The organism is Paludibacillus litoralis, assembly GCF_037646705.1.
GTDB classification, from domain to species: Bacteria; Pseudomonadota; Alphaproteobacteria; order Rhodobacterales; family Rhodobacteraceae; genus Pikeienuella; species Pikeienuella litoralis.
This window is the reverse complement of the sequence record NZ_JBBHER010000006.1, coordinates 312,704-337,990: the sequence shown is the minus strand read 5'-3', so window position 1 is coordinate 337,990 and position 25,287 is coordinate 312,704. Positions and strand designations below refer to the sequence as shown.

The 25,287-nt window shown below is 69.5% G+C and carries 18 protein-coding genes; 7 read left to right on the top strand and 11 right to left on the bottom strand.

Features of this window, described 5'->3' with window-relative positions; all coding sequences use genetic code 11:
- A partial coding sequence (locus WG921_RS12805; RefSeq protein WP_340109628.1) for a TetR family transcriptional regulator C-terminal domain-containing protein occupies positions 1–435 on the top strand: 435 nt, incomplete at its 5' end.
- 95 nt (positions 436–530) lie between these two features.
- Here the strand turns inward: WG921_RS12805 and WG921_RS12800 are convergent.
- Positions 531–1,592: an alkene reductase gene (locus WG921_RS12800; RefSeq protein WP_340109627.1), complete on the bottom strand. Its 1,062-nt coding sequence runs from the start codon at positions 1,590–1,592 to the stop codon at positions 531–533.
- A 254-nt stretch (positions 1,593–1,846) separates the two neighbouring features.
- Between WG921_RS12800 and WG921_RS12795 the strand changes: the two genes are divergently transcribed.
- From WG921_RS12795 to WG921_RS12785, 3 genes are all read left to right on the top strand, one after another.
- Positions 1,847–2,362: a TRAP transporter small permease subunit gene (locus WG921_RS12795; protein WP_340109626.1), complete on the top strand. Its 516-nt coding sequence runs from the start codon at positions 1,847–1,849 to the stop codon at positions 2,360–2,362.
- Positions 2,363–2,433: 71 nt separating this feature from the next.
- Positions 2,434–3,486 (top strand): TRAP transporter substrate-binding protein, encoded by a 1,053-nt coding sequence (locus tag WG921_RS12790; RefSeq protein WP_340109625.1) that lies wholly within the window; start codon positions 2,434–2,436, stop codon positions 3,484–3,486.
- Between the two features lie 118 nt (positions 3,487–3,604).
- Entirely contained in the window at positions 3,605–4,912 is a 1,308-nt protein-coding gene (locus tag WG921_RS12785) for a TRAP transporter large permease (protein ID WP_340109624.1), read from the top strand.
- Between the two features lie 117 nt (positions 4,913–5,029).
- On the opposite strand, the gene WG921_RS12780 is transcribed toward WG921_RS12785, so the two are convergent.
- From WG921_RS12780 to glpK, 4 genes are all read right to left on the bottom strand, one after another.
- Positions 5,030–5,980 carry a DMT family transporter gene (locus tag WG921_RS12780; protein ID WP_340109623.1) on the bottom strand — a complete coding sequence of 317 codons (951 nt, stop codon included), beginning with the start codon at positions 5,978–5,980 and terminating at the stop codon, positions 5,030–5,032.
- Between the two features lie 161 nt (positions 5,981–6,141).
- Positions 6,142–6,540 (bottom strand): hypothetical protein, encoded by a 399-nt coding sequence (locus WG921_RS12775; RefSeq protein ID WP_340109622.1) that lies wholly within the window; start codon positions 6,538–6,540, stop codon positions 6,142–6,144.
- Between the two features lie 228 nt (positions 6,541–6,768).
- Positions 6,769–7,770: an XdhC family protein gene (locus WG921_RS12770; RefSeq protein ID WP_340109621.1), complete on the bottom strand. Its 1,002-nt coding sequence runs from the start codon at positions 7,768–7,770 to the stop codon at positions 6,769–6,771.
- Positions 7,771–7,907: 137 nt separating this feature from the next.
- Positions 7,908–9,401 carry a glycerol kinase GlpK gene (gene glpK / locus WG921_RS12765; RefSeq protein WP_340109620.1) on the bottom strand — a complete coding sequence of 498 codons (1,494 nt, stop codon included), beginning with the start codon at positions 9,399–9,401 and terminating at the stop codon, positions 7,908–7,910.
- A gap of 161 nt (positions 9,402–9,562) precedes the next feature.
- On the opposite strand from glpK, the gene glpD reads away from it, so the two are divergent.
- From glpD to WG921_RS12750, 3 genes are all read left to right on the top strand, one after another.
- Positions 9,563–11,200, top strand: coding sequence for a glycerol-3-phosphate dehydrogenase (glpD, locus tag WG921_RS12760; protein WP_340109619.1), 1,638 nt, complete (start codon positions 9,563–9,565; stop codon positions 11,198–11,200).
- Between the two features lie 95 nt (positions 11,201–11,295).
- The gene (locus WG921_RS12755) at positions 11,296–13,212 is read left to right on the top strand and encodes an autotransporter assembly complex protein TamA (RefSeq protein WP_340109618.1); all 1,917 of its coding nucleotides are present in this window, start codon (positions 11,296–11,298) and stop codon (positions 13,210–13,212) included.
- Positions 13,212–17,501 carry a translocation/assembly module TamB domain-containing protein gene (locus WG921_RS12750; RefSeq protein ID WP_340109617.1) on the top strand — a complete coding sequence of 1,430 codons (4,290 nt, stop codon included), beginning with the start codon at positions 13,212–13,214 and terminating at the stop codon, positions 17,499–17,501. Before WG921_RS12755 ends, WG921_RS12750 begins: the two co-directional genes overlap by 1 nt.
- A 15-nt stretch (positions 17,502–17,516) precedes the next feature.
- Here the strand turns inward: WG921_RS12750 and WG921_RS12745 are convergent, their stop codons facing one another.
- The 6 genes from WG921_RS12745 to WG921_RS12720 all read right to left on the bottom strand — a co-directional run bounded on the left by WG921_RS12745 (position 17,517) and on the right by WG921_RS12720 (position 25,212).
- Complete coding sequence (locus WG921_RS12745) at positions 17,517–18,911, bottom strand: mechanosensitive ion channel family protein (RefSeq protein ID WP_340109616.1); 1,395 nt, start codon at positions 18,909–18,911, stop codon at positions 17,517–17,519.
- Positions 18,912–18,992: 81 nt separating this feature from the next.
- On the bottom strand, positions 18,993–20,210 hold the full coding sequence (gene hutI / locus WG921_RS12740) for an imidazolonepropionase (protein ID WP_340109615.1): 1,218 nt from the start codon (positions 20,208–20,210) through the stop codon (positions 18,993–18,995).
- Positions 20,211–20,292: 82 nt separating this feature from the next.
- Positions 20,293–20,967, bottom strand: coding sequence for an ABC transporter ATP-binding protein (locus WG921_RS12735; RefSeq protein ID WP_340109614.1), 675 nt, complete (start codon positions 20,965–20,967; stop codon positions 20,293–20,295).
- Positions 20,960–22,234: a lipoprotein-releasing ABC transporter permease subunit gene (locus tag WG921_RS12730; RefSeq protein WP_340109613.1), complete on the bottom strand. Its 1,275-nt coding sequence runs from the start codon at positions 22,232–22,234 to the stop codon at positions 20,960–20,962. The genes WG921_RS12735 and WG921_RS12730 overlap by 8 nt, the downstream gene beginning before the upstream one ends.
- The gene (gene proS, locus WG921_RS12725; protein WP_340109612.1) at positions 22,234–23,571 is read right to left on the bottom strand and encodes a proline--tRNA ligase; all 1,338 of its coding nucleotides are present in this window, start codon (positions 23,569–23,571) and stop codon (positions 22,234–22,236) included. Before proS ends, WG921_RS12730 begins: the two co-directional genes overlap by 1 nt.
- A 165-nt stretch (positions 23,572–23,736) precedes the next feature.
- Positions 23,737–25,212: an aspartate kinase gene (locus tag WG921_RS12720; RefSeq protein WP_340109611.1), complete on the bottom strand. Its 1,476-nt coding sequence runs from the start codon at positions 25,210–25,212 to the stop codon at positions 23,737–23,739.
- Between the last annotated feature and the right edge of the window lie 75 nt (positions 25,213–25,287).

The following is a 25,287-nucleotide window of genomic DNA, read 5'->3' as shown; positions in this document are numbered from 1 at the left end:
GCGGCGATGACCTGGGTGGCGGAGAGCCACATGGCCCGGATCGAGAAGGCGGTGGCGCGGATCGGGTCGCCTCTGGAGGCGATGCAGGCGATGTTCATGGCCCACGCGGCGTTCGTCGCGGAGCATCCCGGCGCGCCGCGGATGCTTCTGGGGGAGCTTCAGACCACCCGGGAGACGCCGGCGCGGCGGGTGGCGCAGGCGATGCTGAGGCGCTACGCGGCGCGGCTTCGCCGGATGATCGCGGCCGGAAAGGCGCGCGGCGAGATCCGGGCGGATCTGGACGGCGACGCGGCGGCGACGCTGTTCATCGGCACGATCCAGGGCCTGGTCATGCAGTCGCTGATCGCGGGCGACATGAGCGGCCTGCCCCGAACCGCCCGCGGCGTCTTCGCGATCTACCGCCGAGGAATCGAAGCGCCAGGCAAAGGAAGCTGAACATGTCGCGAAGGATCGCCGGCGGCGTGGGGCTGGCGGCGGTCCGGCGCGGGCGTCCGGATTGGCGGATGCGCGCCGCGCGCTGAAAAAAGTCTTCAGTCGTTCAGCGTCGGGTGGTCCGTGTAGCCTTCCGGCCCGGAGGAATAGAGCGCCTCGCGGTCGGCTTCGTTGAGCGGCGCATCGAGGCGAAAGCGGTCCACCAGATCGGGATTGGAGAGAAAGAACGAGCCGAAGACGGCGGCCTCCGCCTCGCCGCCGGCGAGCAGCGCCTCCGCCGCCTCCTTGGTCAGGCCGCCGCCGATCAGATAGGCGCCGTCGAACCGCGGGCGCAGAAGGGCGTGGTAATCGGTCTCGCTCTCGCCGGTCGCGGTCACGTGCAGATAGGCCATCCGCGCGCCGTCCAGCCGGTCCACGATGTGGGTGTAGGTGTCCACCGGCGTGGCGTCGTGAATGTCGTTGAAGCCCATCTCGGGCGACAGTTTCAGCCCCACCCGGCCCGGCCCGGCCTCCGCGATCATCGCGTTCAGCACCTCGAGCAGGAAGCGCGCGCGATTGGCGATCGAGCCGCCATAGGCGTCGGTGCGGGCGTTGGCGCCGGAGGAGAGGAACTGTTCGGGCAGATAGCCGGACGCCCCATGAAGCTCGACCCCGTCGAAACCGGCGGCGAGGGCGCGGCGCGTGGCGTCGCGGTAGCCCTGAACGACGCCTTCGATCTCATCGAGGCCGAGCGCGCGCGGCGTCACGAAATCCTTCCGGCCTTCAGCCGTCCAGGCCCGGCCCTTCGGGCGGATCGCCGAGGGCGCCACGGGCAGGCCGCCGTCCGGTTGCAAGGAGGGATGCGAGATGCGCCCGCTATGCATCAGCTGCGCGACGATCTTGCCGCCCTTCGCATGGACGGCGCCGGTGACCGCCTTCCAGGCCTCCGTCTGCGCCTCGGTCGCGAGGCCCGGCGTGCGGACATAGCCCTTGCCGCGCGCCTCCGGAAAGACGCCTTCGGTCACGATCAGGCCCGCGCCGGCGCGCTGCGCGTAATAGGTCGCGGTGATCGGGCGGACCATGCCGTCATCCGTCGCGCGGGAGCGGGTCATCGGGGCCATGATCACCCGGTTGGCGATGTCGATCCGCCCGAGCCGGGTGGGCGTGAAAAGCAGGCTCATGTCAGATACTCAGGTTGTCGGGCCGTCAGGGGGACATGGCATCGCGCCTGCATGATGTAAACCGGCGCCCGGACGCGCGAACGGGCCTGAGCGAGGCTCGCGCGGGCCGCCCCGCCGTGACCGGTCGCCCCCCCCTCCGCCCGGGGGGCGCATGCGCCGCGCGCCGCAAAAGTCGCGCCTTCAAGAAAAAAATGTTTGCGCGTCCTCGCGGCGCCTGTGTTATTCAGGTGAAATTGAAAGGGAAGGGGCCGAAATTGTGGCGCGCCGCTGAAAAGACGATTGACGTCACCTGCGAAGTCATGGGCCGGGTGGGGTGGCTCCTCATCCTCTATTGCATGATCTTCGGGGTGTCGGATGTCATGATGCGCTACGTGCTGAACGCGCCCTCGATGTGGATCGGCACGACCTTGCAGGCCGCCATGGTCCTGATCGCCTGCGTCGGCGGAGTATACGCGCTGAAGCACGACGCCTTCGTCAAGCTCGATCTGTTCTACGCGGGTCTGCCGGATCGGCGGAAGGCCGTGCTGGACCTGCTGACGGCGCCGTTCGCGGTCCTGTTTCTCGGCGTCCTGATCTGGAAGGGCGTGGACGCGGCGCTGATGTCGATCAAGCTCAATCAGGTGACGCCGACGGCGGTTCCGATTCCGATCTATCCGATCAAGTCGATCATCCCGCTCTCGGCCGCCGTCGTTCTGCTGGTCGTCGTGAAGCAGATCGTGCGCGACGTGCGGACCGTGATCGCCGGGCGGCCGCCCGGACCGTGCGCGTGATGAACGCGCGATGAAGAAGAACGGGCCAGATGAATGGCCCACACGAACGAAGCCAAGGGAGGAATAGTTTCGTGAACACCAAGAGACGAATGATGATGACGGCGCTGGTTTCGGTCGGAGCGCTGGCCTTTTCGGGGTCGCTCGCTCTGGCGCAGGCCGACGGCCCGCCGGACAAGGTCACGAATTGGATCTTCCAGCCCGCCTTCGACCAGACCGACGCCGGCTGGGACAACGGGTTGATCCCCTGGGTCGAAGCCGTCGAGGAGGCGACGGAGGGAACCGTCAAGATCCGGGTCGAGCCGGCCGGCGCGCTGACCAGCGGCTCCGAGGCGTTCGGCGCCGCCGCGGCCGGGCAGACGGACGGCTACGCCGGCTGGGCGACCGTCTATGGCGGCGACATGCCGGAGGGCATGCTGGCCTTCGGCATGGCGATGGGCGCCAACAATTCCGAGCAGGCCTGGGAGGCGATGTGGGGCGAGGATTACCGCATCGGCGACCTGGTCGAGGCCGCGGCGCGGGAGCGCAACCTGCATTGGGCCGGCTGGACCAATCAGGGCCCCAACGCCATGTTCACCAAGTTCCCGGTGCACAAGCTCGAGGATCTGGCGGGCCACAAGATGCGGGCCGGCGGGCCGCAGGCGATCTTCCATTCGACCATGGGCGGCGCGCCGGTGTCGCTGAACGCCGGCGACATCTATACGGCGATCAAGCTCGGCACGATCGAGGGCACCTACTGGGACACCGGCGGAATCGACGACATGTCCTATGAGGAGGTGATCGACTACGCCATCATGCCGGGCTGGAATCCCGCCCAGCATCAGGAGATCTTCGTCAATCTCGACGCCTGGAACGCCCTGACCGACTGGCAGCGCGAGCGGATCGACGGCATCTTCAAGCCGGTCTATTTCAAGACCAGCCAGATGCACGCCGACGGCGTGGAGCATGCGCTTCAGGTGCTGAGGGACGCCGGGGGCGAGGTCATCACGCTTTCGGATGAAGAGGTCGCCCGGATGCGCGAGAAGTCGATCACGGAGGTCTGGCCCCAGGTGGCGGCGCTCTCCGAGCGCACCGCCAAGGGGGTCGAGATCTGGACCCGCTATCTGAAGGATATCGGCGCCTACTGACGCCGGCCCGCGCCCGCCTCCCGTTCCGGGGGCGGGCGCTCCTCACCGTCTTCAACCGGACGCGCCTCGCGCTGATGGCTGATCGCGGCCTCTGCTGAAACATCGTCGCAGGGATGCCATGAGCCTCGAGATCATCACCGCGCTCTATTTCGTCATTCTTTTCGCCGTGTTGTTCATGGGGTTGCCGGTCGCGTTCGGGCTTGGCGGCACGGCGGCGCTGTTCGCGCTGATTTTCGAGCCGCGCTCGCTGCTGGCGGTGCCGAGCGCGTTTTATTACACGCCGTGGAACTCGATCCTGGTGACGGTGCCGCTCTTCCTGTTCATGGGCAGCCTGATCCGGTTTTCGGGCATCGCCGAGGCGGCCTATGACGCGGTCTACAAGCTGATCGGGCATATCGCCGGCGGGCTGGCGATGGGAACCGTGCTGGTCTGCACGGTCTTCGCGGCGGTCACCGGCATCACGCCGCCGGCCACCATCACCATGGGGCAGATCGCCTATCCCTCCATGATGAAATACAACTATGACCGCTCCATCGCGATCGGCGCGATCGCGGCGGGCGGCGCGCTGGGCGCGCTGATCCCGCCGAGCGTGCCGTTCATCTTCTACGGCCTGCTGGCCAAGGTCTCGATCGGGGACCTGTTCCTCTCGGGGGTGGTTCCGGGGCTGATGCTGGCCAGCTTCTATGTGCTCTATATCGGCATCCGGTGCCGGCTGCAGCCGACCCTCGGCCCGGCGCTCCCGGCGGAGATGAAGTTCACCACCCGGGAGAAGGCGCGGGCGGTGGTGAATATCTGGCCCTTCGCCGTGCTGATCGTCATCGTGCTCGGCGTGATCTGGGGCGGGGTCGCGACGCCGGCGGAGGCGGCGGCCTTCGGGGCGACGGGGGCGGTGGTCATCAACCTGATCTATGGGCGCCTGACGTGGTATGTGATGCGCGAGTCCCTCGCCGCCACGCTCAAGCTGACCGGGATGGGGCTCTGGATCCTGATTGGCGCGAATATCTTTCTCAACGTGTTCAACACGCTCGGCAGCCAGGATCTGCTGACCGAACTGGTGCTGTCGATGCCGGGCGGGACCACGGGCGTCCTGCTGATGATGACGCTGATCATCCTGGTTCTCGGCATGGTGATGGACGATTGGGCGATCATCATGCTCTGCACGCCGCTGTTCATCCCGATCGTCGACGCGCTCGGCGTGGACAAGCTCTGGTTCGGGGCGCTGTTCATCGTCAACATCCAGATCGCCTATCTGACGCCGCCGTTCGGCTTCGTGCTGTTCTGGCTGAAGGGGGTGCTGCCGGCCGATGTCAGCATGGGGGCGGTCTATGGCTCGGTCGGGCCGTTCGTGGTGTTGCAGTTTATCGGGCTGTCGCTGATCTTCGCTTTCCCCGAGATCGCGACCTGGCTGCCGAACCTGATGAAATGAGCGGGTCCGGCGGCCGCCGGGGTGCGTTATCGCACGCGATAAGGTAGTCAACCAGTTGATATTGTTAGATAATCGAAAATAGCCGTATTTTTGGGCGCCGCGTTATCGCACGAAAAGTCAGGGCGTCGGCGCCGGCGCGTGGCGCCGGCTTTCCCGCCAGCCGGTGATTTTGGCCACGATCCGCCCGTCCGTGATCATGAGGCCGAGCGCGATGATCCCAAAGCCGATCCAGGCCTCGACGCCGAGCCGCTCGCCGAGAAAGACGACGCCGAGGCCGATTGCGAAAGGCGGGATCAGCAGCGTCACCAGCATGAGATTGGCCGAGCCGGCCCGCGCCAGGATGGCGAAGTAGAGCAGGAAGGCGAACGCCGTCGACAGGACCGCGAGCGCGAGAATCGACGCCCACACCCCGAGCGAGAGGGTCAGGTCGGGCGCGCCGTCGACCCAGAAAACCAGCGGGATCATCAGGAGCGTGCTGCCGGCGAGCATCCCGAGCGCGTTCATTTCCGGCGGAAGCCCGGCGAGCGCGGTCTTGCCCCAGACGCTCGCGAGCGAATAGGAGAGCGCCCCGGCCAATACGGCGAGTTGGGCCAGATTCCGGGGGTCGAGCGCGGTGAGGGCGTCCACCCCCATGATCACCGCGACGCCGAGGACGCCGAAGAGCGCGCCGACGATCTTGCGGCGGGTCAGCGGCTCGTCCGCCAGCAGGAGTCCGGCGACGACGGCGCCGAACACCGCGGTCGTCCCGTTCAGGATCGAGGCGAGGCCGCCCTCGATCGTGGTCTGGGCCCAGAAGATCAGCGAGAACGGGATCGCGTTGTTCAACGCCCCCATCACGAGATAGGCGCCCCAGATCCGGGGCGAGCGCGGAAACCTGACGCCGCGCCACAAGACGGCGAGAAAGAGGATGGGGACGGCCATGATCACCCGGTAAAGCGTGATCGTCAGCGGCGGAACCTCCTCCAGCGCGATCTCCACGAAGAAGAAGGTCCCGCCCCATACGGCGGCCAGCGTCAGCAACATCAGCCCTGAGCGAAGATCGATCGTCGGCGCGGGTTTATGGGCCATTGTCCACCTGTTTCGGGTCGGTGGCCTCTCTCTAGACGAATGCCGGATTCATGCGACCCGGATCTTGCGAAAGTGAAGGCGCGTGGGTGGGGCGGCTGTCTCCGCATGGTTCGGTCTGACCGTCGCCCGCCGAGAGGCGTCGCGCTCGCCAGACGCGCCGCCTACCGGCTTACGGAGATGGCTACTGGTTCATCATGCGCATGAGGCGGTGAAATACGAACCATCGTTCCCTCCACCGCGTACTTGGCCAGTCCGATCGCCATCTTCGTCGCTTCTTCTTGATTGGTGTCAACAACCATATCCACGGTCTTGCGCGATATGGAATATGCGCAGGGCCTGGACAGCAGGCCCGTGGCGTCGGTGGCCCGGCACATTTGGTCTGGGGTCAGGGAGTCGGCTGCGGCGGCCGTAGCGCAAATCGCATAGAATCCAAATATCGGGGAAAAATTCCAGCTTTGCAAGTTCCACCTATTATTGGCGTTTTCTCCGTCAGGCGAGATTCGTTTTTGTTGAGCATAGCTCAAGAAACGTCGGGAGCCACCCGCTGCTTTTTTCACCATCTGATTGCGAAACCAGGCGCCTCGCAAGCTCCATCGCCGGAACGCGAGGGCGAACCGGGCGGAGATTGGAGTGAGATTGGAGTCGAGACTCGCGCATTTCCCGGAGGAAGGCGGCGAGGGCGCCATGACCGAAATGTTCGCGGCCGGAACAGGGAGCATCGAGGCCCCTGAACCAAAATCTCATCGCTTCCGTCTGAGAAAACCCGGCCCGACTCCCGCTTTCCCCCCTCAATGCACCTCGCTTCGCGACGGAAATTCGTGGAGGATTTCGGCGAGGACCGAGACGGCGAGGGTTCTGGGGTCTCGGGCGGAGGGGACGAGGCCGATCGGGCCCTTGAGGCGGGCGAGCTCCCGCTCGCTCACGCCGAGCGCGCGGAGCGCGGCGACGCGGTTGGCGCGGGTCGTCTCGCTGCCCTGAGCGCCGACATAGAAGGCCGGGGTCGGCAGCAGGGTTTTCAAGATTTCCGGCTCCCAGTCGTGGTCATGGAAGAAGAGCACCACGGCGCTGAAGCGGTCGGGGGCGATCCAGCCGAGATCCGCGCCTCTCGAGGTCAGCGGGCTGACGTCGCAGCCGGCGGCGCGGCAGGTCTCCACCGTCTCCGCGTCGGGCGAGAGCAGGAGATGGGGATAGCCGAGGGCGCGGACGAAGGCCGAGAACGCGCAGGCCTCCGGCCCCTTGCCGAGAATGTAGAATTTCGGCTCGGGCTGGATGGCGACGTCGTAATCGACGCCGGCGCGGGCCTCGGGCTGATCGTCGCCGCAGGCGATGGCGCCGGTCTCCAAATCGAAGCGGAGGGTCGCGGGCTCGCGCGCGCGTAAGAGCGCGACGGCCTTCGCGATTTCATCCTCGTCCGGATTCGGGATCAGCAGCACGTCGAGCCCGCCGCCGCAGGGGAGCTGGATGTCCATATAGGGCGAGCCGGGCCCGTAGCGGATGATCTTCGATTTTCCGGCCGCGCGCGCCTCGTCCGCGTGGAGCGCCAGATCCCCCTCGATGCAGCCGGAGGAGAGGCTGCCGATGCGCCGATGGTCGGGGGTGATCCGCATCATCGCGCCGAGCGGGCGGTAGGCGGAGCCGACGATGCCGGTGATCACCGCGAGCACGGAGCCCTCGGCGGGGGAGGCGAGCACTTCGAGAACGGACATGGCGATCGGGGGGGCGACCGGGGGGGCGATGGGCGGGCCGGCCTCGGTCGGCTCAGCCAGACTGATGTCGAGATCATGAATCATCGCGCGCCCTCCTGCTCGCTCTCGCGCTCGCCACGCCCCTTGATAATGGGGATGTTCGCCGGGAATTCCAGATTTGGGCGCCCGCGGCGCGCCGGAGTCAAGGGGCCGCGGCCCGCCCAGAGGCCACGAAACCGTGCTCAGTCCAGCAGGCGCTTCACCGCGTCGAGCCAGCCGGCGTAGCGGCGCGCGCGCTCCTCGGGGGCGAGTTTCGGCTCGAAGCGGCGCTCCAGCGCCCAGGTTTTCGCGAACTCCTCGGGCGGCGGGCAGAGCCCGGCCCTGAGCCCGGCGAGATAGGCGGCGCCGAGCGCGGTGGTCTCGGTCACCACCGGGCGGTCCACCGGCGCGCCGAGCTGATCGGCGAGGGCCTGCATGGTCCAGTCGCTCGCGGTCATGCCGCCGTCGACGCGAAGCACGGTCGCGTCCAGAGCGTCGGGCGCGCGCCAGTCGCCCCGCATCGCCTCCAGCAGATCCTGGGTCTGGAAGGCGACGCTCTCGAGCGCGGCGCGGGCGAATTCGGCCGGGCCGGTGTTGCGGGTCAGCCCGAAGATCGCGCCCCGCGCCTCCGGCGCCCACCAGGGCGCGCCGAGGCCGGTGAAGGCCGGGACCATGTAGATCCGCTGCCCGGGGTCGGCGGCCTCGGCCAGGCCTTGAGTCTCGCTGGCGTCGCGGATCATCTTCAGCCCGTCGCGGAGCCATTGCACCACGGCGCCGGCGATGAAGATCGAGCCTTCGAGCGCGTAGGTGGGCGTCCCGTCGATCTGATAGGCGATGGTGGTGAGAAGCCGGTTGGTGGAGACGACCGCTTCGGCCCCGGTGTTGAGGAGGGCGAAACAGCCGGTGCCGTAGGTGGATTTCATCATGCCCGGCGTGAAGCAGGCCTGGCCCACCGTCGCCGCCTGCTGATCGCCGGCGACGCCGCGGATCGGGAGCGGGCGGCCGAAGAGATCGGGGCGGGTCTCGCCGAAATCGGCGGCGCTGTCGCGCACCTCGGGGAGCATCGCGGCGGGAATGTCGAACAGGCGCAGGAGGTCTTCGTCCCAGCAGCCGCGGCGGATGTCGTAGAGCATGGTGCGGGCGGCGTTGGTGGCGTCGGTCGCGTGGACCGCGCCGCCGGTGAGCCGCCAGATGAGGAAGCAATCCACGGTGCCGAAGAGCAGCTCGCCAGCCCTGGCGGCGGCGCGGGCGCCCTCCACATGGTCGAGGATCCAGGCGAGCTTGGGGCCGGAGAAATACGGGTCGAGCAGGAGGCCGGTCTTCTGGGTGACCATCGGCTCATGGCCGTCGGCCTTCAGGCGGGCGCAGAGCGCGGCGGTCCGCCGGTCCTGCCAGACGATGGCGTTGTAGACCGCGCGGCCGGTCTTGCGGTTCCAGACGATGGTGGTCTCGCGCTGGTTGGTGATGCCGATGGCGGCGATGTCGGCGGGCCGGGCGCCGCCCTGCTCCAGCGCGGCGCGGCACATCGCGGCGGTGGTCGACCAGATCTCCTCCGGGTCATGCTCGACCCAGCCGGACTGGGGGAAGATCTGCTGGAACTCCTGCTGGCCGGTCGCGACGGGGGCGAGGCCCGTGTCGAACAGGATCGCCCGCGACGAGGTGGTGCCCTGATCGATCGCCAGAATTCCGTCCGTCATCCCCGCCCTCTCCGTTCCTGACGCGGCCGCGCGCGGCCCCTGCCGATGGTGGGCGGCATTGGACCACCCATGACGCGAAATTGAAACTTTATCTTTGCAAAGCCGGCATCGGAGCGATAGGCGAAGATGAATTCGGGGTGAGCCGCCATGAAGCCGACGCTGTGACAGAACGGAATTCCAGCGCGCCGCCGGCCGGGCCGGACGTGGTCTTCGATCTGCTGATCATCGGCGGCGGCGTCAACGGCGCCGGGATCGCGCGGGACGCGGCGGGGCGCGGGCTTTCGGCGCTTCTGGTCGAGATGGGGGATCTCGGCGGCGCGACCTCGTCGGCCTCGACCAAGCTCTTTCACGGCGGCTTGCGCTATCTCGAATATTTCGAGTTCAGGCTGGTTCGCGAAGCGCTGATCGAGCGCGAGGTGCTGCTCCGGGCGATGCCGCATATCTCCTGGCCGCTGCGTTTCGTGCTGCCGGTCATGCCGGGCCTGCGCTATGGCCATGACGAGTCGTCCCTCGGGCGGGTTCTGGGGCGGGTCGCGCCGTTTCTGCGCGGGCGGCGGCCGGCCTGGCTGACGCGGCTCGGGCTTTTCGTCTACGATCATCTCGGCGGGCGGAAGATCCTGCCGGCGACGCGGACGCTGGATCTCACCCGGCATCCGGTGGGCCGGCCGCTGAAGCCGGAGTTTCGGCGGGCGTTCGAATATTCGGATTGCTGGGTGGAGGATTCGCGGCTCGTCGCGCTCAACGCGCGGGACGCGGCCTTGCGCGGCGCCGAGATCCGCACCCGGACGCGGTGCGAGTCCGCGCGGCGCGTCGGCGGGCTTTGGGAGGCGGAGCTGACCGATCTGGCGAGCGGGGAGACGCGGGTGGCGCGGGCCCGCGCGCTGGTCAACGCGGGCGGACCCTGGGTCGGCGAGATCCTGAACGGGCGGCTCCATCAGAACAGCAGCGAAGGGGTGCGGCTGGTCCGGGGCTCCCATATCGTGACCCGGAAGCTCTTCGAGCACGATCAGCCCTATTTCCTGCAACAGCCTGACGGGCGGATCATTTTCGCCATTCCCTACGAGACCGAATTCACCCTGATCGGCACCACCGACGAGGATCATGACGGCCCGCCCGGCGCCGCGGTCTGCACGCCGGAGGAGCGGGACTATCTGCTGGCGGCGGCGGCGCGCTATTTCAGGGAGCCGGCGACGGCGGCGGATATCGTCTGGTCCTATTCCGGGGTGCGCCCGCTCTATGACGATCACGCGTCCTCGGCGACGGCGGCGACGCGCGATTACGTGCTCAGCCTTTCGGACGAATCCGGGGCGGCGCCGCTTCTGAACGTCTTCGGCGGCAAGATCACCACCTATCGGCGGCTGTCGGAGGCGGCGCTGGGCAAGCTGGCGGCGTTCTTCCCGGATCTGCCGGGGGGCTGGACCGCGGGCGCGCCGCTCCCCGGCGGAGATTTTCCGCATGACGGCGTCGAGGCGCTGACGGGGAAGCTGGCGGCGGCGTTCCCGTTTCTGCGGCCGGCATGGGCGCGCCGGCTGATCCGGGCGTATGGAACCGACGCCTTTTCGATGCTGGAGGGCGCGACGGAGGCGGCGGATCTCGGCCGGGATTTCGGCGCGACGCTGACCGAGCGCGAGGCGCGCTGGCTGATCGACCATGAGTTCGCGCGGGAGGCGGAGGACATCGTCTGGCGGCGCTCCAAGCTCGGGCTGCGGCTGTCGGAGGCGGAGGTCGCGGCGCTCTCGGACTGGATGGCGGAGGCGGGGCGGGGCGCGCCGGGCGAGGCCGCCCGGGCGGACCCGTAAATTCCGTCTCGAAACGTGGAATATTTCGGATCGCGACATGAACGTGAACGCGGAATCGCTCGGCTTGCAATGGTTAACACGTTAAGTGTGAGCACATGAGCCGCGTGGTCCTTCTCATCCCGCTGATCGCGGGGTTTCTTCTCTCGGGCTGCGTGGATGAATTCGCGCCGGCCGTGGTCGATTTCGAGCGGCCCGAGACCGCCGTCGACTACGACGTGGAGTTGAGCGGCGTCGAGCGGGCGAGCATCGACAGCCTGATGAAACAGGCGCTCGAACTTTACCGGCAGCAGGACAAGGGCGCGCAGAGCCTCGCCTTTCTTCGGCGCCGGGCGGAGGGCGACGTCGCCACCGTGCTGAAGATCATGCGCTCGGACGGGTTTTTCGAGGCGGAGGCCGAGATCGAGGTGATCGCGCCGGAGGACCGGCCCGCGGCCGCGCCCGGCGAGAAGCCCGCCGAGACGCCCGCCAGGAAAAAGGACGGCCCGTCGACGGCGACGGCGGAGAAGACCGACGCGGCGGCGGAGGGGCGCGCCCTCGTCCGGGTCATGGTCGAGCCGCGCCGGCGCTACACGCTGGCCGCGCATCGGTTCCTGATGATCGAGACCGGCGCGGGCGCGGCGCCGCTGCTCCCGGATGCGGGCCTCCTCGGCTCTCCGGTCGGCGATTCGGCGCGGGCGGACCGGATCCTGGCGGCCGAGGGCGCCGCCGTCGCCAGGCTTCACGCCGAAGGGCGCCCTTACGCGAAGTTCATCGGCCGCGACGCGGTCGCCGATCCGTCCAGGGCGGAGCTGGAGGTGGAGACGACGATCGCCGCCGGCGGCGCCTATGTCTTCGGCCCGGTGAGCTACACCGGGGTGGAGAGCATCGATCCGGCCTATCTCGACACCTATATTCCGTTCGAGGAGGGCGCCGCCGCAAACCCGGAGAAACTCTCCGAATTTCAGCAGGATCTGATCGCGACCGGGCTGTTCAACGCAGGCTCGGCGCGCTTTCCGGAGACGCCGCCGGAGGGCGGGGTCGCCCCGGTCGAGGTGACGCTGGAGGAGGCGAAGCCCCGGACCGTCTCCGCCGGCGCGCTCTACTCGTCGGACGCCGGCCCGGCCGTCACCGGCGGGTTCGAGCATCGCAATCTCTATGGCGCGAACGAGACGCTGTCGCTCGATGCGCTGATCGGGCTGGACGAGCAGTCGCTCGACACGCGCTACCGGATTCCGCAATGGGGCCGGCCGGGGCAGGATCTGGTGTTCGGGTTCAACCCCCGGCACGTCAACGACGCCGCCTTCGAGGAATACGGCGCCACCATCGCCGCCGGGCTGGAGCGGGAGATTTCGCGGCGGCTGACCGTCGGCGCCGGCGGGCTGGTGGAGTACAGCCGGGTCGACGACGGATCGGGCTTCATCAACTCCACCCTTGTCGGCCTTCCGGTCTTCGCCGCCTTCGACACGACGGACGACTGGCTCGACCCGTCGAAGGGGATCCGCGCCCGCGTCGCCGCCACGCCCTACGCCGGCCTCGTCGACGGCTCCCCGGCGAGTTTCGCGGTGCTGGACAGCTCAGCTTCGACCTATTTCGACCTGACCGGCCAGAAACGCTATATCCTGGCGGCGCGGGCGCGGCTCGGCTCGGTCATTTCGGGGGATTTCGACATCGTCTCGGCCAACAAGCGGCTCTATTCGGGCGGCGGCGGCTCGGTCCGGGGCTACCGGGAGCGGTTCATCGGCCCGCTCGACGCGGATGGCGATCCGACCGGCGGCCTCTCGGTGGTGGAGCTGGGGCTGGAGATGCGCGCGCGGGTCTCCGACACGATCGGGCTCGCGGCCTTCGTCGAGTCGGGCGCGGTCTCGACCGAGACCTTCCCCGCCTTCGACGAGAGCGTGCAGGTCGCGGCCGGCGGCGGCGTGCGGTATTTCTCGCCGATCGGGCCGCTGCGGTTCGATATCGGCGTTCCGGTGAACCCGCGAAAGGTGGATGATTTCTTCCAGTTCTACATCTCCATCGGGCAGGCGTTCTGATGCGCCGCCTCGCGTCTCTCCTGCTGGTTCTGGCGCTGCTCGCGGCGCCGCCGGCCATGGCGTTCTCCTTTCTCGGGCTGAAGAATTCGCTGGTCGACTTCGTGCTGGATCAGATCTCGGTTCCGGGCGAGCTGGAGATCACGGCCGAAGGGGTCGAGGACGCGGAGGACGGCGCGACCGAGATCGTCGGGCTCAAGGTCGCGGATGGCGACGGGGTCTGGATGACGGTGGAGCGGCTTTCGGTGCGCTGGACCCCGTCGCGGGTGCTTCGGGGCGAGCTGGCGATCAACCGGCTGGCGGCGATCGGGGTCGACGTGCTGCGGGCGCCGGCGGCCTCCGCCGTCGATATCGAGGTGAAGGAGGGCGCGCCGATCGCCCAGACCGACCGGGAGCCGTTCGACTGGCCGCGCGCGCCGATCACCACGAAGATCGAGGCGCTGGAGCTGACGCGCGTCGCGGTCGCCGGCGGGATCGTCGCCGCGCAGAGCCTCGATTTCGACGCGAAAGGCGCGCTGACCGACGAGGGCGACGAGCAGTCGCTCCGGTTCGAGATCACCCGGACCGACGCGGTCGCGGGGCGGATCCTGATCGATTATCTGCGGAATTTCGCCGACAACCGGCTGAACCTGACGCTGGAGGCCGACGAGGCGGCGGGCGGGCTCGTCGCGGCGCTGGCCGGAATCCCGAACGAGAGCGCGAGCCGGCTCCGGCTGAAGGCCGAGGGCCCGCTGACCGAATGGGCGCTGACCCTCGACGGCGAGGTCGAGCGGGTGATCGAAGCGGCGGGAACGGCGCGGGTGGACGCCGCCGGCCGGCTCTCCGCGCTGGCCGATCTCACCGTGACGCCGGGCCCGGCGCTGGCGGAGACCTATGGCGAGGCGGTCGCCGCCGCGCTCTCCCCCGCCGCGCGGCTGAAATTCGACATCGCCGAGGATGAGGACGGGATCGTCCACATTCAGGAGGGGACCCTCAAGGCCGCCGATCTCTCGCTCTCGGCGGAGGGCGCCTATGACCGGAACGGGAAGATCGCGGATCTCGACGTGCGGCTGGAGGCGCGGGCCGGGCTCGCGGCGCTGGTCGAGGGGGTGGAGTTCGCCGGGTTCGGCTTCGAAGGCGCGCTGAAAGGGCCGCTCGACGATCTGTCGGCCGACGGCGCGGTCACGCTCAGCGGGCTGAAGACCGCCGCCGCCGATGTCGGGGCCGCCGATCTGATGGCGAAGGCGCGGGTGAAGGGCGAAGTGATCACGGTCGATGTGAGCGGCGCGGCGATGGGCGTCCGGCTCGACCGGTTGACGCCGGAGCTTCTCGGCGACGCGAAGATCACGGTGAAGGGCGTCTATGACGGGGCGGCCGCGCGGCTCGACATTCTGCGCTTCGACGCCGCGCCGCTCACGCTGGAGGCGCGCGGCGCGGCCGATCTGACGGCGGAGACGCTCGATTTCAGCTATCGGCTGGAGGCGCCGAAGCTCGGCCCGCTGGCGGCGGCCTACGATCAGGACGCGGCGGGCGCGCTGAGCGCGGCGGGGCGGGTGAGCGGGCCGCTCTCCCTTCCCCGGCTCGACGGCGGGCTGACGCTCGAGGGGCTGAGCTATCAGGGCGAGAGCTATGGCGCGGTGCGGCTCACCCATGACGCGACCTTCGGCGCGGCGCCGGAAGGGACGGCGACGCTGACCGCGAGCGGCTCACGCTTCGGCGCGATCGGGTTCGACGGCGGATTCCGGCTCGACGGCGACGCTCTCGCGCTCCGCGACATGACCGCGACCGGGCTTGGCGCGACCATCGAAGGCGCGCTCGACGTCGATCTCAAGACCACGCTGATCAGCGGCGCCGTCACCCTCGACGCGCCGGATCTCGCGCCGCTCGAGGCCGTCACCGGCGCGCCGGCTTCGGGCGCGGCGGCGGGCCGGGTCACGCTCGCGCCCGAGGCGGGAAAGCAGAATGTGGATCTCGATCTCACCCTCGACGGGATCGACGCCGCCGACATGCGCGTCGCCTCCGGAACGCTGAACGCGAAAATCTCCGACGCGCTCGGGGCGCCGGCGGCGACGGGCGCGCTGGAGGCGCGCGGGGTCTCGGCGCTCGGCCAGTATTCGGCGGCGCGGATCGCGCTTTCGGGGGAGGCGTCGGATCTGACCGGGGCGCCAGGTTTCGACATCTCCGGCGAGATCGACGGGGCAGATTTCGGCGCGGGGCGGATCGCGTCGACCGCGATCGCCTTGAAGGGCGATCTCGCGGATCTGACCGCGACGATCCGGGCGCGGGGGCTGGCGGCGGACGGCGCGGCGGCGGAGACGGCGACGCTCGACGCGCGCATCCGCGAGGCGGCGGGCGGCGACCCTCTGATCGGCGCGACGCTTCGCGTCGGCGCCCTCGGCTTCGCCGGAGGGCGCCTCGGCGAGACGGCGCTGACCGCGGAGGGGCGGCTTTCGGCGCTGGCGCTCACGCTCGACTCCAATGGCGCGCTGGAGGCGCGCGAGACGCCGCTCCGGCTCAGCGCGGCGGCGCGCGCCGATCTCCTGGACGCGGAGGGGCCGAAGGCCACGGTCTCGAGGCTCGCGCTCACTCTGGGCGAGGACGAAATCGCGCTTCGCGCGCCGCTCCGCATCGCGTCGGCGGGCGGGACGACGCGCTTCGACGGGATCGATCTCGGGCTGCCGGGCGGCGCGCTGACCGGGCGGGCGGCGCTGCATGGCGGCGGGATCTCGGGCGATCTCCTGCTGGACGCGCCGGATCTCGGGCCGCTGGCGGCGCTGGCCGAATTGCCGCTGGAGCAGGGCGCGCTCCGGCTCGACGCGCGGTTCGACACCCGCGCCGGGAGCGCGGGCGCGGATCTGAAGCTCTCCGCCGACGGGCTCCGCTTCGCGGACCGGGTGGCGGATATCGGCGCGCTGGATCTTGAGGCCGATCTCGGCTGGAACGGCCGCGAGGCCGACGTGGACGCCACGCTTTCGGGCCCGTTCAAGGACCCGGTCCGGCTCTCGGCCGCCGCGCCGCTCCGGCCGACGGGGGGGCTGCTGCCGGCGGTTCCGCGCGGCGGCGCGCTGTCGGGCGCGGTGGACTGGGCCGGACGGCTCGGCGATTTCTGGGCGCTGGTTCCGGCGCCGGGGCATGTGCTGGACGGCGACGCCCGCGTCGCGCTCAGGCTCTCGGGGACGGTGGCGAAGCCGGTCGTCGGCGGCGATGTGCGGCTGACCGACGGGCAATATCAGAATCTCGATCTCGGCACGATTCTGGTCAAGCTGAACGTGAATTCGACCGTCGGCGCGGACGGCGCCTTCCTGATCGACATGACGGCGGAGGACGGCTCGGGCGGGCCGGTCTCGGCGCGGATCGCGCTGGCGGACGGGGAGCTGGACGCGACGGTGAGCGCCAATGGCGCGACGCTGGTGCGCCGCGACGACGTCACCGCCGCGCTCACCCTCGATCTCAGGGCGGCGGGGCCGCTGGCGGCGCCGGATATCTCGGGAACGGTGAATATCGACCGCGCCGAGGTGCGGCTGGTCGCGGCCACGCCGCCGGGCGTCGCCGATCTCGGCGAGGTGCGGATCAAGGGCGAGCCGCCGAAGCCGGAGCCGAAGGCGAGCGGCGGCGATATCGGGCTGCATATCGATGTCTCCGGGGATGACGACATCTATGTCCGCGGGCGCGGGCTCGACAGCGAATGGGAGATCGACCTTGAGGTCCGGGGGACCGCGGCGGCGCCGGTGATCACCGGCGCGATCCTGAAGCGGCGCGGGGTGCTGAGCCTCCTCGGCCGCGATTTCGACCTTGAGCGCGGCGCGATCCGCTTCAACGGCGGGACCGAGATCAACCCGGCGCTCGATGTGCAGCTGCTCCGGGAGAATGACGGGGTGCGGGGCGGAATCGCCGTCTCCGGCTCGGCGCTCAAACCCGAGGTCAACTTCATCTCCCGCCCGAGCCTGCCGGAGGAGGAGGTGCTGCCGCGGGTGCTGTTCGGGCAATCGAAACAGTCGCTCAGCCCATCCGAGGCGCTTTCGCTCGCGGTGGGCGTCGCGACCCTGCTGGACGGCGCGGGCGGGACCACGGACAGCGTGCGGGGCGCGATCGGGCTCGACGTTCTCAGGATCGACGAGGGCGAGAACGGGCCGAGCGTCACGGTCGGCTCCAATGTCGCCAAGGGCGTGTTCGTCGGCGCGAAACAGCCGATCGGGAGCGGCTCCGGCAGCGTGATCGTGGAGCTCGAGGTGATCAAGAACATCACCATCGACAGCGAGGTGGGGCCGGATGTCGGCACCTCGATCGGCGTGAAGTGGAAGAAGGACTTCTGAGCCGGCGGCGGCGGGCTATCGGCCGCCCGCGCCGTCCGCCCCCGCGTCGGGGGCGGCGTCCGGGGCGGATGGCAGGCTGCGGACGTGCAGGTCGCGCTGGGGAAACGGAATTTCGATCTTCGCCGCCTTCAGCGCGCGCCAGACGTTGAGATAGCAATCGGAGGCGACGTTCGAGACCCCGTTCTGGGGATCGGCGATCCAGAAGCGGGCCTCGAGCTCGATCGCGCTGTCGCCGAAGCCCCTGACCAGCACGTTGACCGGCGGCGCGCCGAGCACGCGCGGGGTCTTCGCCACCGCGGCGCGGATCAGCGCGAGCGCGGCGTCGAGATCGGTGTCGTAGGCGACGCCGATCGGCAGCCGCTGGCGCACCGCCCGGTCGGAATGGGTCCAGTTCGCGACCCGGTTGATGATGAATTCCTCGTTCGGGATCAGATGTTCGACGCCGTCCCTGGTCCTGACCGCGGCGAAGCGGGCGCCGAGGCTGGTGACCCAGCCATAGGTGTCCGCGACCTCGACCACGTCGCCGGGCTTGATCGAGCCGTCGAGCAGAATGATGACGCCGGAGACGAAGTTGGAGACGATCTTCTGCAGCCCGAAGCCGAGGCCGACGCCGATGGCGCCGGAGAGGACCGCGAAGGCGGTGAGGTCGATGCCGACGGCGTTCAGCGCGATCAGGATCGCGGTCAGGATCAGGCCGAAATGGACGCCGTGCGCGATCAGGGTGCGGACCGATTCGGTCAGCCGCGCCGCCCGGGTCACCCGCAGGTTGACGATCCGCGCCAGCGTCGTCGCGAGCCAGAGGAGGACGACGACGAGGGCGGTCGCCTTGAGCACCAGATAGAGCGAGACCCGGAGATCGCCGACCGAGATCGCCGCGCCGTCGAGAAGCGCGATGGTCGGCCCCAGCAGGCGGAGCGCGTTCAGCGCCGCCACCGTCCAGGCCGCGACCGCGAAGAGCCGGGACCAGACCGGATCCGCGACCACGGTGGAGACGAGGCGGATCACGACCCAGGCGGTGAGGAGGCTGGCGGCGAGCCGCGCGAGCCCGTTCGGCCAGCCCGCCCCCGCCAGCGCCGCCGCGCCGATCCAGAGCGCGGCCAGCCAGAGGAGCGGCGGCGCGAGGCCGCGGAGCGCCCGCCCGACCCGGGAGATTTCATGGTCGTCGGTCCGCGGCGTGAGCCGGCCGATCAGCCGGCGCGCGGCGCCGGCGAAGAGAAAGGCGAGCGCGCCCGCCGCCACGATCACGGCCAGCTCGACCAGCCCTTCGGTCGAGAGAATCTGCGGCGAGACGGTGCGCCAGATCATGTCGAGATAGGCGGTGAGCGGCGCGGCGCCGTCCGAGAGGCCGCGCACGACCGCATCGAGCCCGTCAGGCGGCGGCGCGTTCAGGTCCAGGCCCGTCTCCGCCATGTTCGGCGCCTCCCGCCGCCAGTCTAGCGGCGGGGCCCGCGCGGGCGCAAGCGCGCCGATGGCGGCGCGGCGCGCGCGGGGTCAGCTCTCGGGGCCCGCGAAGAGCCGTTCGTGCAGCGGGTTGAAGCCGATCCGGTAGGCGAGCTCGGCCGGATGTTCGACATCCCAGATCGCGAGATCGGCGCGAAGCCCCGGCGTGACCGCGCCCACGTCCCTGAGGCCGAGCGCGCGGGCGGCGTTGCGGGTGACGCCGGCCAGCGCCTCCTCCGGGGTCAGGTGGAAGAGCGTGCAGGCCATGTTCATCGCCAGAAGGATCGAGGTCATCGGCGAGGAGCCGGGGTTGTAATCCGTCGCCACCGCCATCGGCGTCCCGGCCTCGCGGAAGGTCTCGACCGGGGGGCGGCGCCGCTCGTTCAGCGTGTAGGACGCGCCGGGAAGAAGCACCGCCACGGTCCCCGAAGCGGCGAGCGCGGCGGCGTCGCCGGCGTCGGCGTATTCGAGATGATCGGCCGAGAGCGCGCCGTGCCGCGCCGCCAGCCGCGCGCCGCCCATATGGGTCAGCTGCTCGGCGTGGAGCTTGACCGGCAGGTGATGTTTCGCGGCGCGCGCGAACACGGCCGCGATCTGCTCGGGGTTGAAGGCGATGCCCTCGCAGAAGCCGTCGACGGCGTCGATCAGGCGCTCCTCCGCCGCCGCGTCGAGCGCGGGCAGGCAGACCTCGCGGAGATAGGCGTCGGCGCGCCCCTTGTATTCGGGCGGGACCGCGTGCGCGCCGAGAAAGCTGGCGCGCACCCGCACGGGGCGGTGTTTTTCGAGCTGCCGCGCGGCGCGAAGCATGGTCAGCTCGGTGTCGATATCCAGCCCGTAGCCGGATTTGATCTCGATCGTGGCGACGCCCTCGGCGATCAGCGCGTCGAGCCGGGGCAGGGCGCTCTCGATCAGGGTCTTCTCGGTCGCGCCGCGGGTCGAGCGCACGGTGGCGAGGATGCCGCCGCCGGCCTGCGCGACCTCGGCGTAGCTCGCGCCTTTCAGGCGCATCTCGAACTCCCACGCCCGATGCCCGCCATGGATGAGATGGGTGTGGCAATCGATCAGCGCCGGCGTCACCAGCCGGCCCTTGAGGTCCCGGCGTTCGAAATCGGGGAAGGCGCCGGCCTCTTCGGTCGGGCCGACCCAGCGGATCCGCCCGCCATCGATCGCGATGGCGCCGCGGTTGATCAGGCCGTAGGCCGCGCCGGCGGGATCGAGCCCGACGGCCATCGTGGCGATGGCGGCGTTGGTGAGCAGAAGTCCGGTCATTGTGGCTCCACTTCTCCAATCCATCTGTCGCCAAGTGGATATTGACGAACGGAAATCCGGTCAAGGAAACGGCGCGCCCGCCTTATTTCAACCGCCCCGCCTCCAGCCGTATGGTGCGGTCCATCCGGGCGGCGAGATCCGGGTTGTGGGTGGCGATCAGCGCCGCCAGCCCCTCGTCCCGGGCGATTCCGAGCAGCAGGTCGAAGACGTTGGCGGAGGTCTCGACATCGAGATTGCCGGTCGGCTCGTCGGCGAGAAGAAGGCGCGGCCGGTTGGCGAGCGCGCGGCAGATCGCGGCGCGCTGGCGCTCCCCGCCCGACAGCGCGGCCGGCCGATGCCCCGCCCGGCCGCTGAGGCCGACGGCGGCGAGAAGCGCGCGCGCGCGGTCCAAAGCGGCGGCGCGCGGGGTCCCGGCGGCGAGCTGCGGCAGGATCACGTTCTCCTCGGCGGTGAATTCCGGCAGGAGATGATGAAACTGGTAGACGAAGCCGATCTCGGCGCGCCGCGCCGCGGTCCGGCCCGCATCGGCGAGCCCGGTCATCAGCGCGCCGCCGATGCGGATCTCGCCGGAATCGGCCTGATCGAGAAGCCCCGCGACATGGAGGAGGGTGGACTTGCCGGCGCCGGAGGGGGCGGCCAGCGCCACGATCTCGCCCGGCCGGATCGCCAGATCGACGCCGCGAAGGACATGGACCGCGGCCCGGCCCGAGCCGTAGCTCTTGGTCACGCCGGTGAGCGCGAGCGCGGGCTCACTCATGGCGAAGCGCCTCCACCGGGTCGAGCCGCGCCGCGCGCCATGCGGGATAGAGCGTGGCGATGAACGAAAGCCCGAGCGCGAGGGCGAGGACGGAGACGACGTCGTCCGCATGGAGCTGCGCGGGGATCTCGGTCAGGTAGCGCACGGAGCTGTCCCAGACCGAGACGCCGAGCGCCCATTCCACCGCGACCTGGATCGAGCGGATGTTGAGGGTGAAGAGCACGCCGAGAACCACGCCGAGCAGCGCGCCGACGACGCCGATCGCCGCGCCGCAGATGAAGAAGACCCGCATCACCGCGCCCCGGGTCAGGCCGATGGTGCGCAGGACGCCGATATCCGGCCCCTTGTCCTTCACCAGCATGATCAGGCCGGAGATGATGTTGAGCGCGGCGACGAGGATGATCAGCGAGAGGATCAGGAACATCACCACCCGCTCGGTCTGGAGCGCCTTCAGATAGCCGCCGTTCTGGTCCTTCCAGGTCCAGAGCCGGACATCGGGGCCGAGCGCGCGCGAGAGCCGCTCGGCCGCCTTCTCGATCTCGGCCGGGCGGTCCACCATCACCTCGATCATGTCGGCGGCGCCGGCCTTGAGGAAGAATTTCTGCGCCTCGTCCAGCGGCATGTAGACGAGGATCTTGTCGTATTCGCTCATGCCGATGCGGAAGATATAGGCGACGCGGAAGCTGCGCACCGTCGCCGGGGCGGGGCCGAGCACGGTGCGAAGCCCCTTCGGCGAGATCAGCTTCACCATGTCGCCGACGCCGACGCCGAGCGCGTCCGCGACGCCGGCGCCGATGGCGACGCCGCCGGGGCCGAAATCCGCCAGATCGCCGACGCTGCTTTCGGGGTGGACGAGCGCCTCCAGCGTCCGGGCGTTCTCAATGCTCTCGCCGCGCACCAGCACGCCGGCGGAGCCGCGCCCGCTGGAGGCCATGACCTGCCCCTCGACGATCGGCGCGGCGCGGACGACGCCCGGCGTCGCGGCGGCGCGGGCGGCCAGCGCGGCGTAATCGGTCAGGTCGGGCGCGCGGGCGGGAAGGACGAGGACATGGCCGTTCGCGCCGAGAATCCGGCTGACCAGCTCATCGCGAAACCCGTTCATCACCGACATCACCACGATCAGCGTGCCGACGCCGAGCACGATGCCGGCGAGGCTGAACCCGGTGATCGCGGAGATCGCCCGCTCCTTCCGGCGCGCGCGGAGATAGCGGAACGCGATCAGCCATTCGAACCCGGCGAAGGGCCGCGTGCCGCCGCTGCGGGCCATCAGCGCGCCGCGTATGTCTCGGCGAGGCGCGCCACGGCGTCTTCGGCGGAAAGCTCCACCGTCTCGCCGGTGCGCCGCTGGGTGAGCTCGACCTTGCCGGATTTCACGCCGCGCGGGCCGATGGTGACGCGCCAGGGGAGGCCGATGAGGTCCATGGTCGCGAATTTCGCGCCCGCGCGCTCCTCCCGGTCGTCATAGAGCGGATCGACGCCGGCGGCGGTGAGCCGGGCGTAGATCTCCTCGCAGGCGGCGTCGGTGGCGGCGTCGCCCTGGCGGAGATTGACGATGCCGGCGCCGAAGGGGGTCACGCCCTCGGGCCAGACGATGCCCTTCTCGTCATGGCTCGCCTCGATGATGGCGCCGACGAGGCGGCTGACGCCGATGCCGTGGCTGCCCATGTGCACCGGAACCCGCGCGCCGGTCTCGTCGGTCACGGTCGCGCCCATCGGCTCGGAATATTTGGTGCCGAAATAGAAGATCTGGCCGACCTCGATGCCGCGGGCGCTTTTCCGGCGCTCCTCGGGGATGGCGTTGAAGAGCGCCGCGTCATGGGTCTCGTCGGTGCGCGCGTAGCGGCTGGTGAATTCCGCGAGGATGCCCTGAAGCTCCGCCTCGTCGTCATAGTTCACGGCGCGGTCGCCGAAGGTGAGGTCCGCGACCTCGCTGTCATAGAAGACCTCCGACTCGCCGGTCTCGGCCAGCACGAGGAATTCATGCGTGTAGTCGCCGCCGATCGGCCCGCCGTCGGCGCGCATCGGGATCGCCTTCAGCCCCATCCGCTCATAGGTCCTGAGATAGCTGACCAGATGGCGGTTATAGGCGTGGAGCGCGGCCTCCTTCGTCAGGTCGAAATTATAGCCGTCCTTCATCAGGAATTCGCGCCCGCGCATCACCCCGAAGCGGGGGCGGACCTCGTCGCGGAATTTCCACTGGATGTGATAGAGGGTCAGCGGCAGCGCCTTGTAGGAGCCGACATAGGAGCGGAAGATGTCGGTGATCAGCTCCTCGTTGGTCGGGCCAAAGAGCATGTCGCGCTTGTGGCGGTCGGTGATGCGCAGCATCTCCTCGCCGTAATCGTCGTAGCGCCCGCTCTCGCGCCAGAGATCGGCGGACTGGATCGTCGGCATCAGCATCGGGATATGGCCCGCGCGCTGCTGCTCCTCATGCACGATCCGCTCGATCCGCTTCAGCACCTTGAAGCCGAGCGGAAGCCAGGAATAGATCCCGGCGCTCGCCTGCCGGATCATGCCGGCGCGGAGCATCAGCCGATGCGAGACGATCTGCGCCTCGGCCGGCGTTTCTTTCAGCACGGGAAGGAAATAGCGGGAGAGACGCATACCGGTCAGCCTTCGTTATCGATCACCCGCTGGGGTGTAGGCGATGGCGGGACCGGGCGCAATCTCGGGGGGCTTTGGGGGGGGCGCCATTGTGACCGGGGCGGGGCCCGCCAAAAAGCCGGCGGCCGAGGCGGGGCGCCGGCTTTATCCGTTCATGGGCGGGGGTCAGGCGGCCAGTTGCGACGCTGGCTTTTCGCCCGGGTCCGGCTCGGGCCGCCCGGACGCGCCGCGCGCCTCGGCGCTGGTCTCGACCAGGGCCTTGTGCAGCGCCTTGATGGCGGGGGCCGCGTCTTCGCGCGCGCAGATGAACTGGATGTCCACGTTGCGCGAGCCCTGATGCACCGCCACCGGCTCGATCCCGGCGCGCTCCAGCGCGGCGAGGCCGCGGCCGAGCGCGTTCAGCCCTTTCAGGTCGCGCCCGATCGCGGAGACGACCGAGAGCCCCCGGGTGGTGATCGTCGCGGTCGGATAGTCGGCGTGCAGGTCGTTCTCGACCCGCTTCACCAGCTTCAGCGACGCGTCGACATAATGGGTGATCGCGTTGGCGTTCGAGGATTTGGAGACGATGCGGACCCGGTGGCGGGTGAGCGCCTGAAGGATGGTCGCGTCGTAGCCCTTGACGCCGAACATGTCCTGCTCGAACACCTCGAGGCCGAAGACGTCGAGCGCGGTCATGATCTCGACCTGCGGGGCCTCGGCCTCCGCGTCGTCGATCAGGGTGCCGGGATCGGCCTGCTCGAAGGCGTTGGTGACCCGGAGCGGGACCCCCGCCTGGCGGAGCGTCTTGCCGGCCGAGGGGTGGATCGCCTCCATCCCCATGTTCGAAAGCTGATCCGCGACGTCGTAATTGGTGTGGCCGAGCTTCTTCACATTCTCGAGCCCGACCAGTTTGGGGTCGGCGGAGGAGAGGTGGAACTCCTTGTGGATGATCGCCTCGGCCGCGCCGGTCTGGGCGGCGATGCGGCTGAACGTGACCTCGGAATAGCCGCGGTCATAGAGCGTCATCAGCCCTTCGGAGCATTGCGCGTAGCCGGTGACGATGGGGAGTTCGCTGGCGAGATCGACGTCGCGGAACCCCTGTTCGATCCGCTCTTCGAGGGTGACTTCGCGCTCGTCGCGCCAGCCGCTCAGATCGATGAACCGGACGTTCACCCCGGCCCGCCGCAGGAGCAGGGTCGTCACATAGGCCGAATGGCTCTCGCCGAGGCCCGAGAGCAGCTCGCGGATGATCCCCATGTGCTGGCTGAGGCGGAAATGCCCGTAGGAGCAGAGGCGTTGCAGGTCGATCAGGCAGGAGCGGGCGCCTTCGATGCGCTCGCGGACGAAATCGTCCGCCTCCTGAATGTCGCCCGGCGCCTCCAGCACCGCGCGGTGCGCCTCGTTCATGGCGCGCACCACGCGGTTCAGCGCGTCCGACCAGCCATGATCGTTGTCGGCGTTGGCGAAATGGCCGTAGACGCCCGGCTCGCCGGATTTCTTGTGCTCGAGCAGCAGATCGGTGATCCCGCCATAGGCGGAGACGACGAAGACCCGGTTGTAGGGATCGGCGCCGCCGTTCAGCAGCAGCGGCTGCAACAGCTCCGCCGAGCGGCTCATCGAGCTGCCGCCGATCTTTTCGACGGTGTGTGTGGGGGTGCTCATATTCTTCGCCCCTTCCGCCGGGGCGCCTCTGTTTGGGTATGTCTCGCGCCGCCGGCGGCGGCGCGTCGGCCGGGA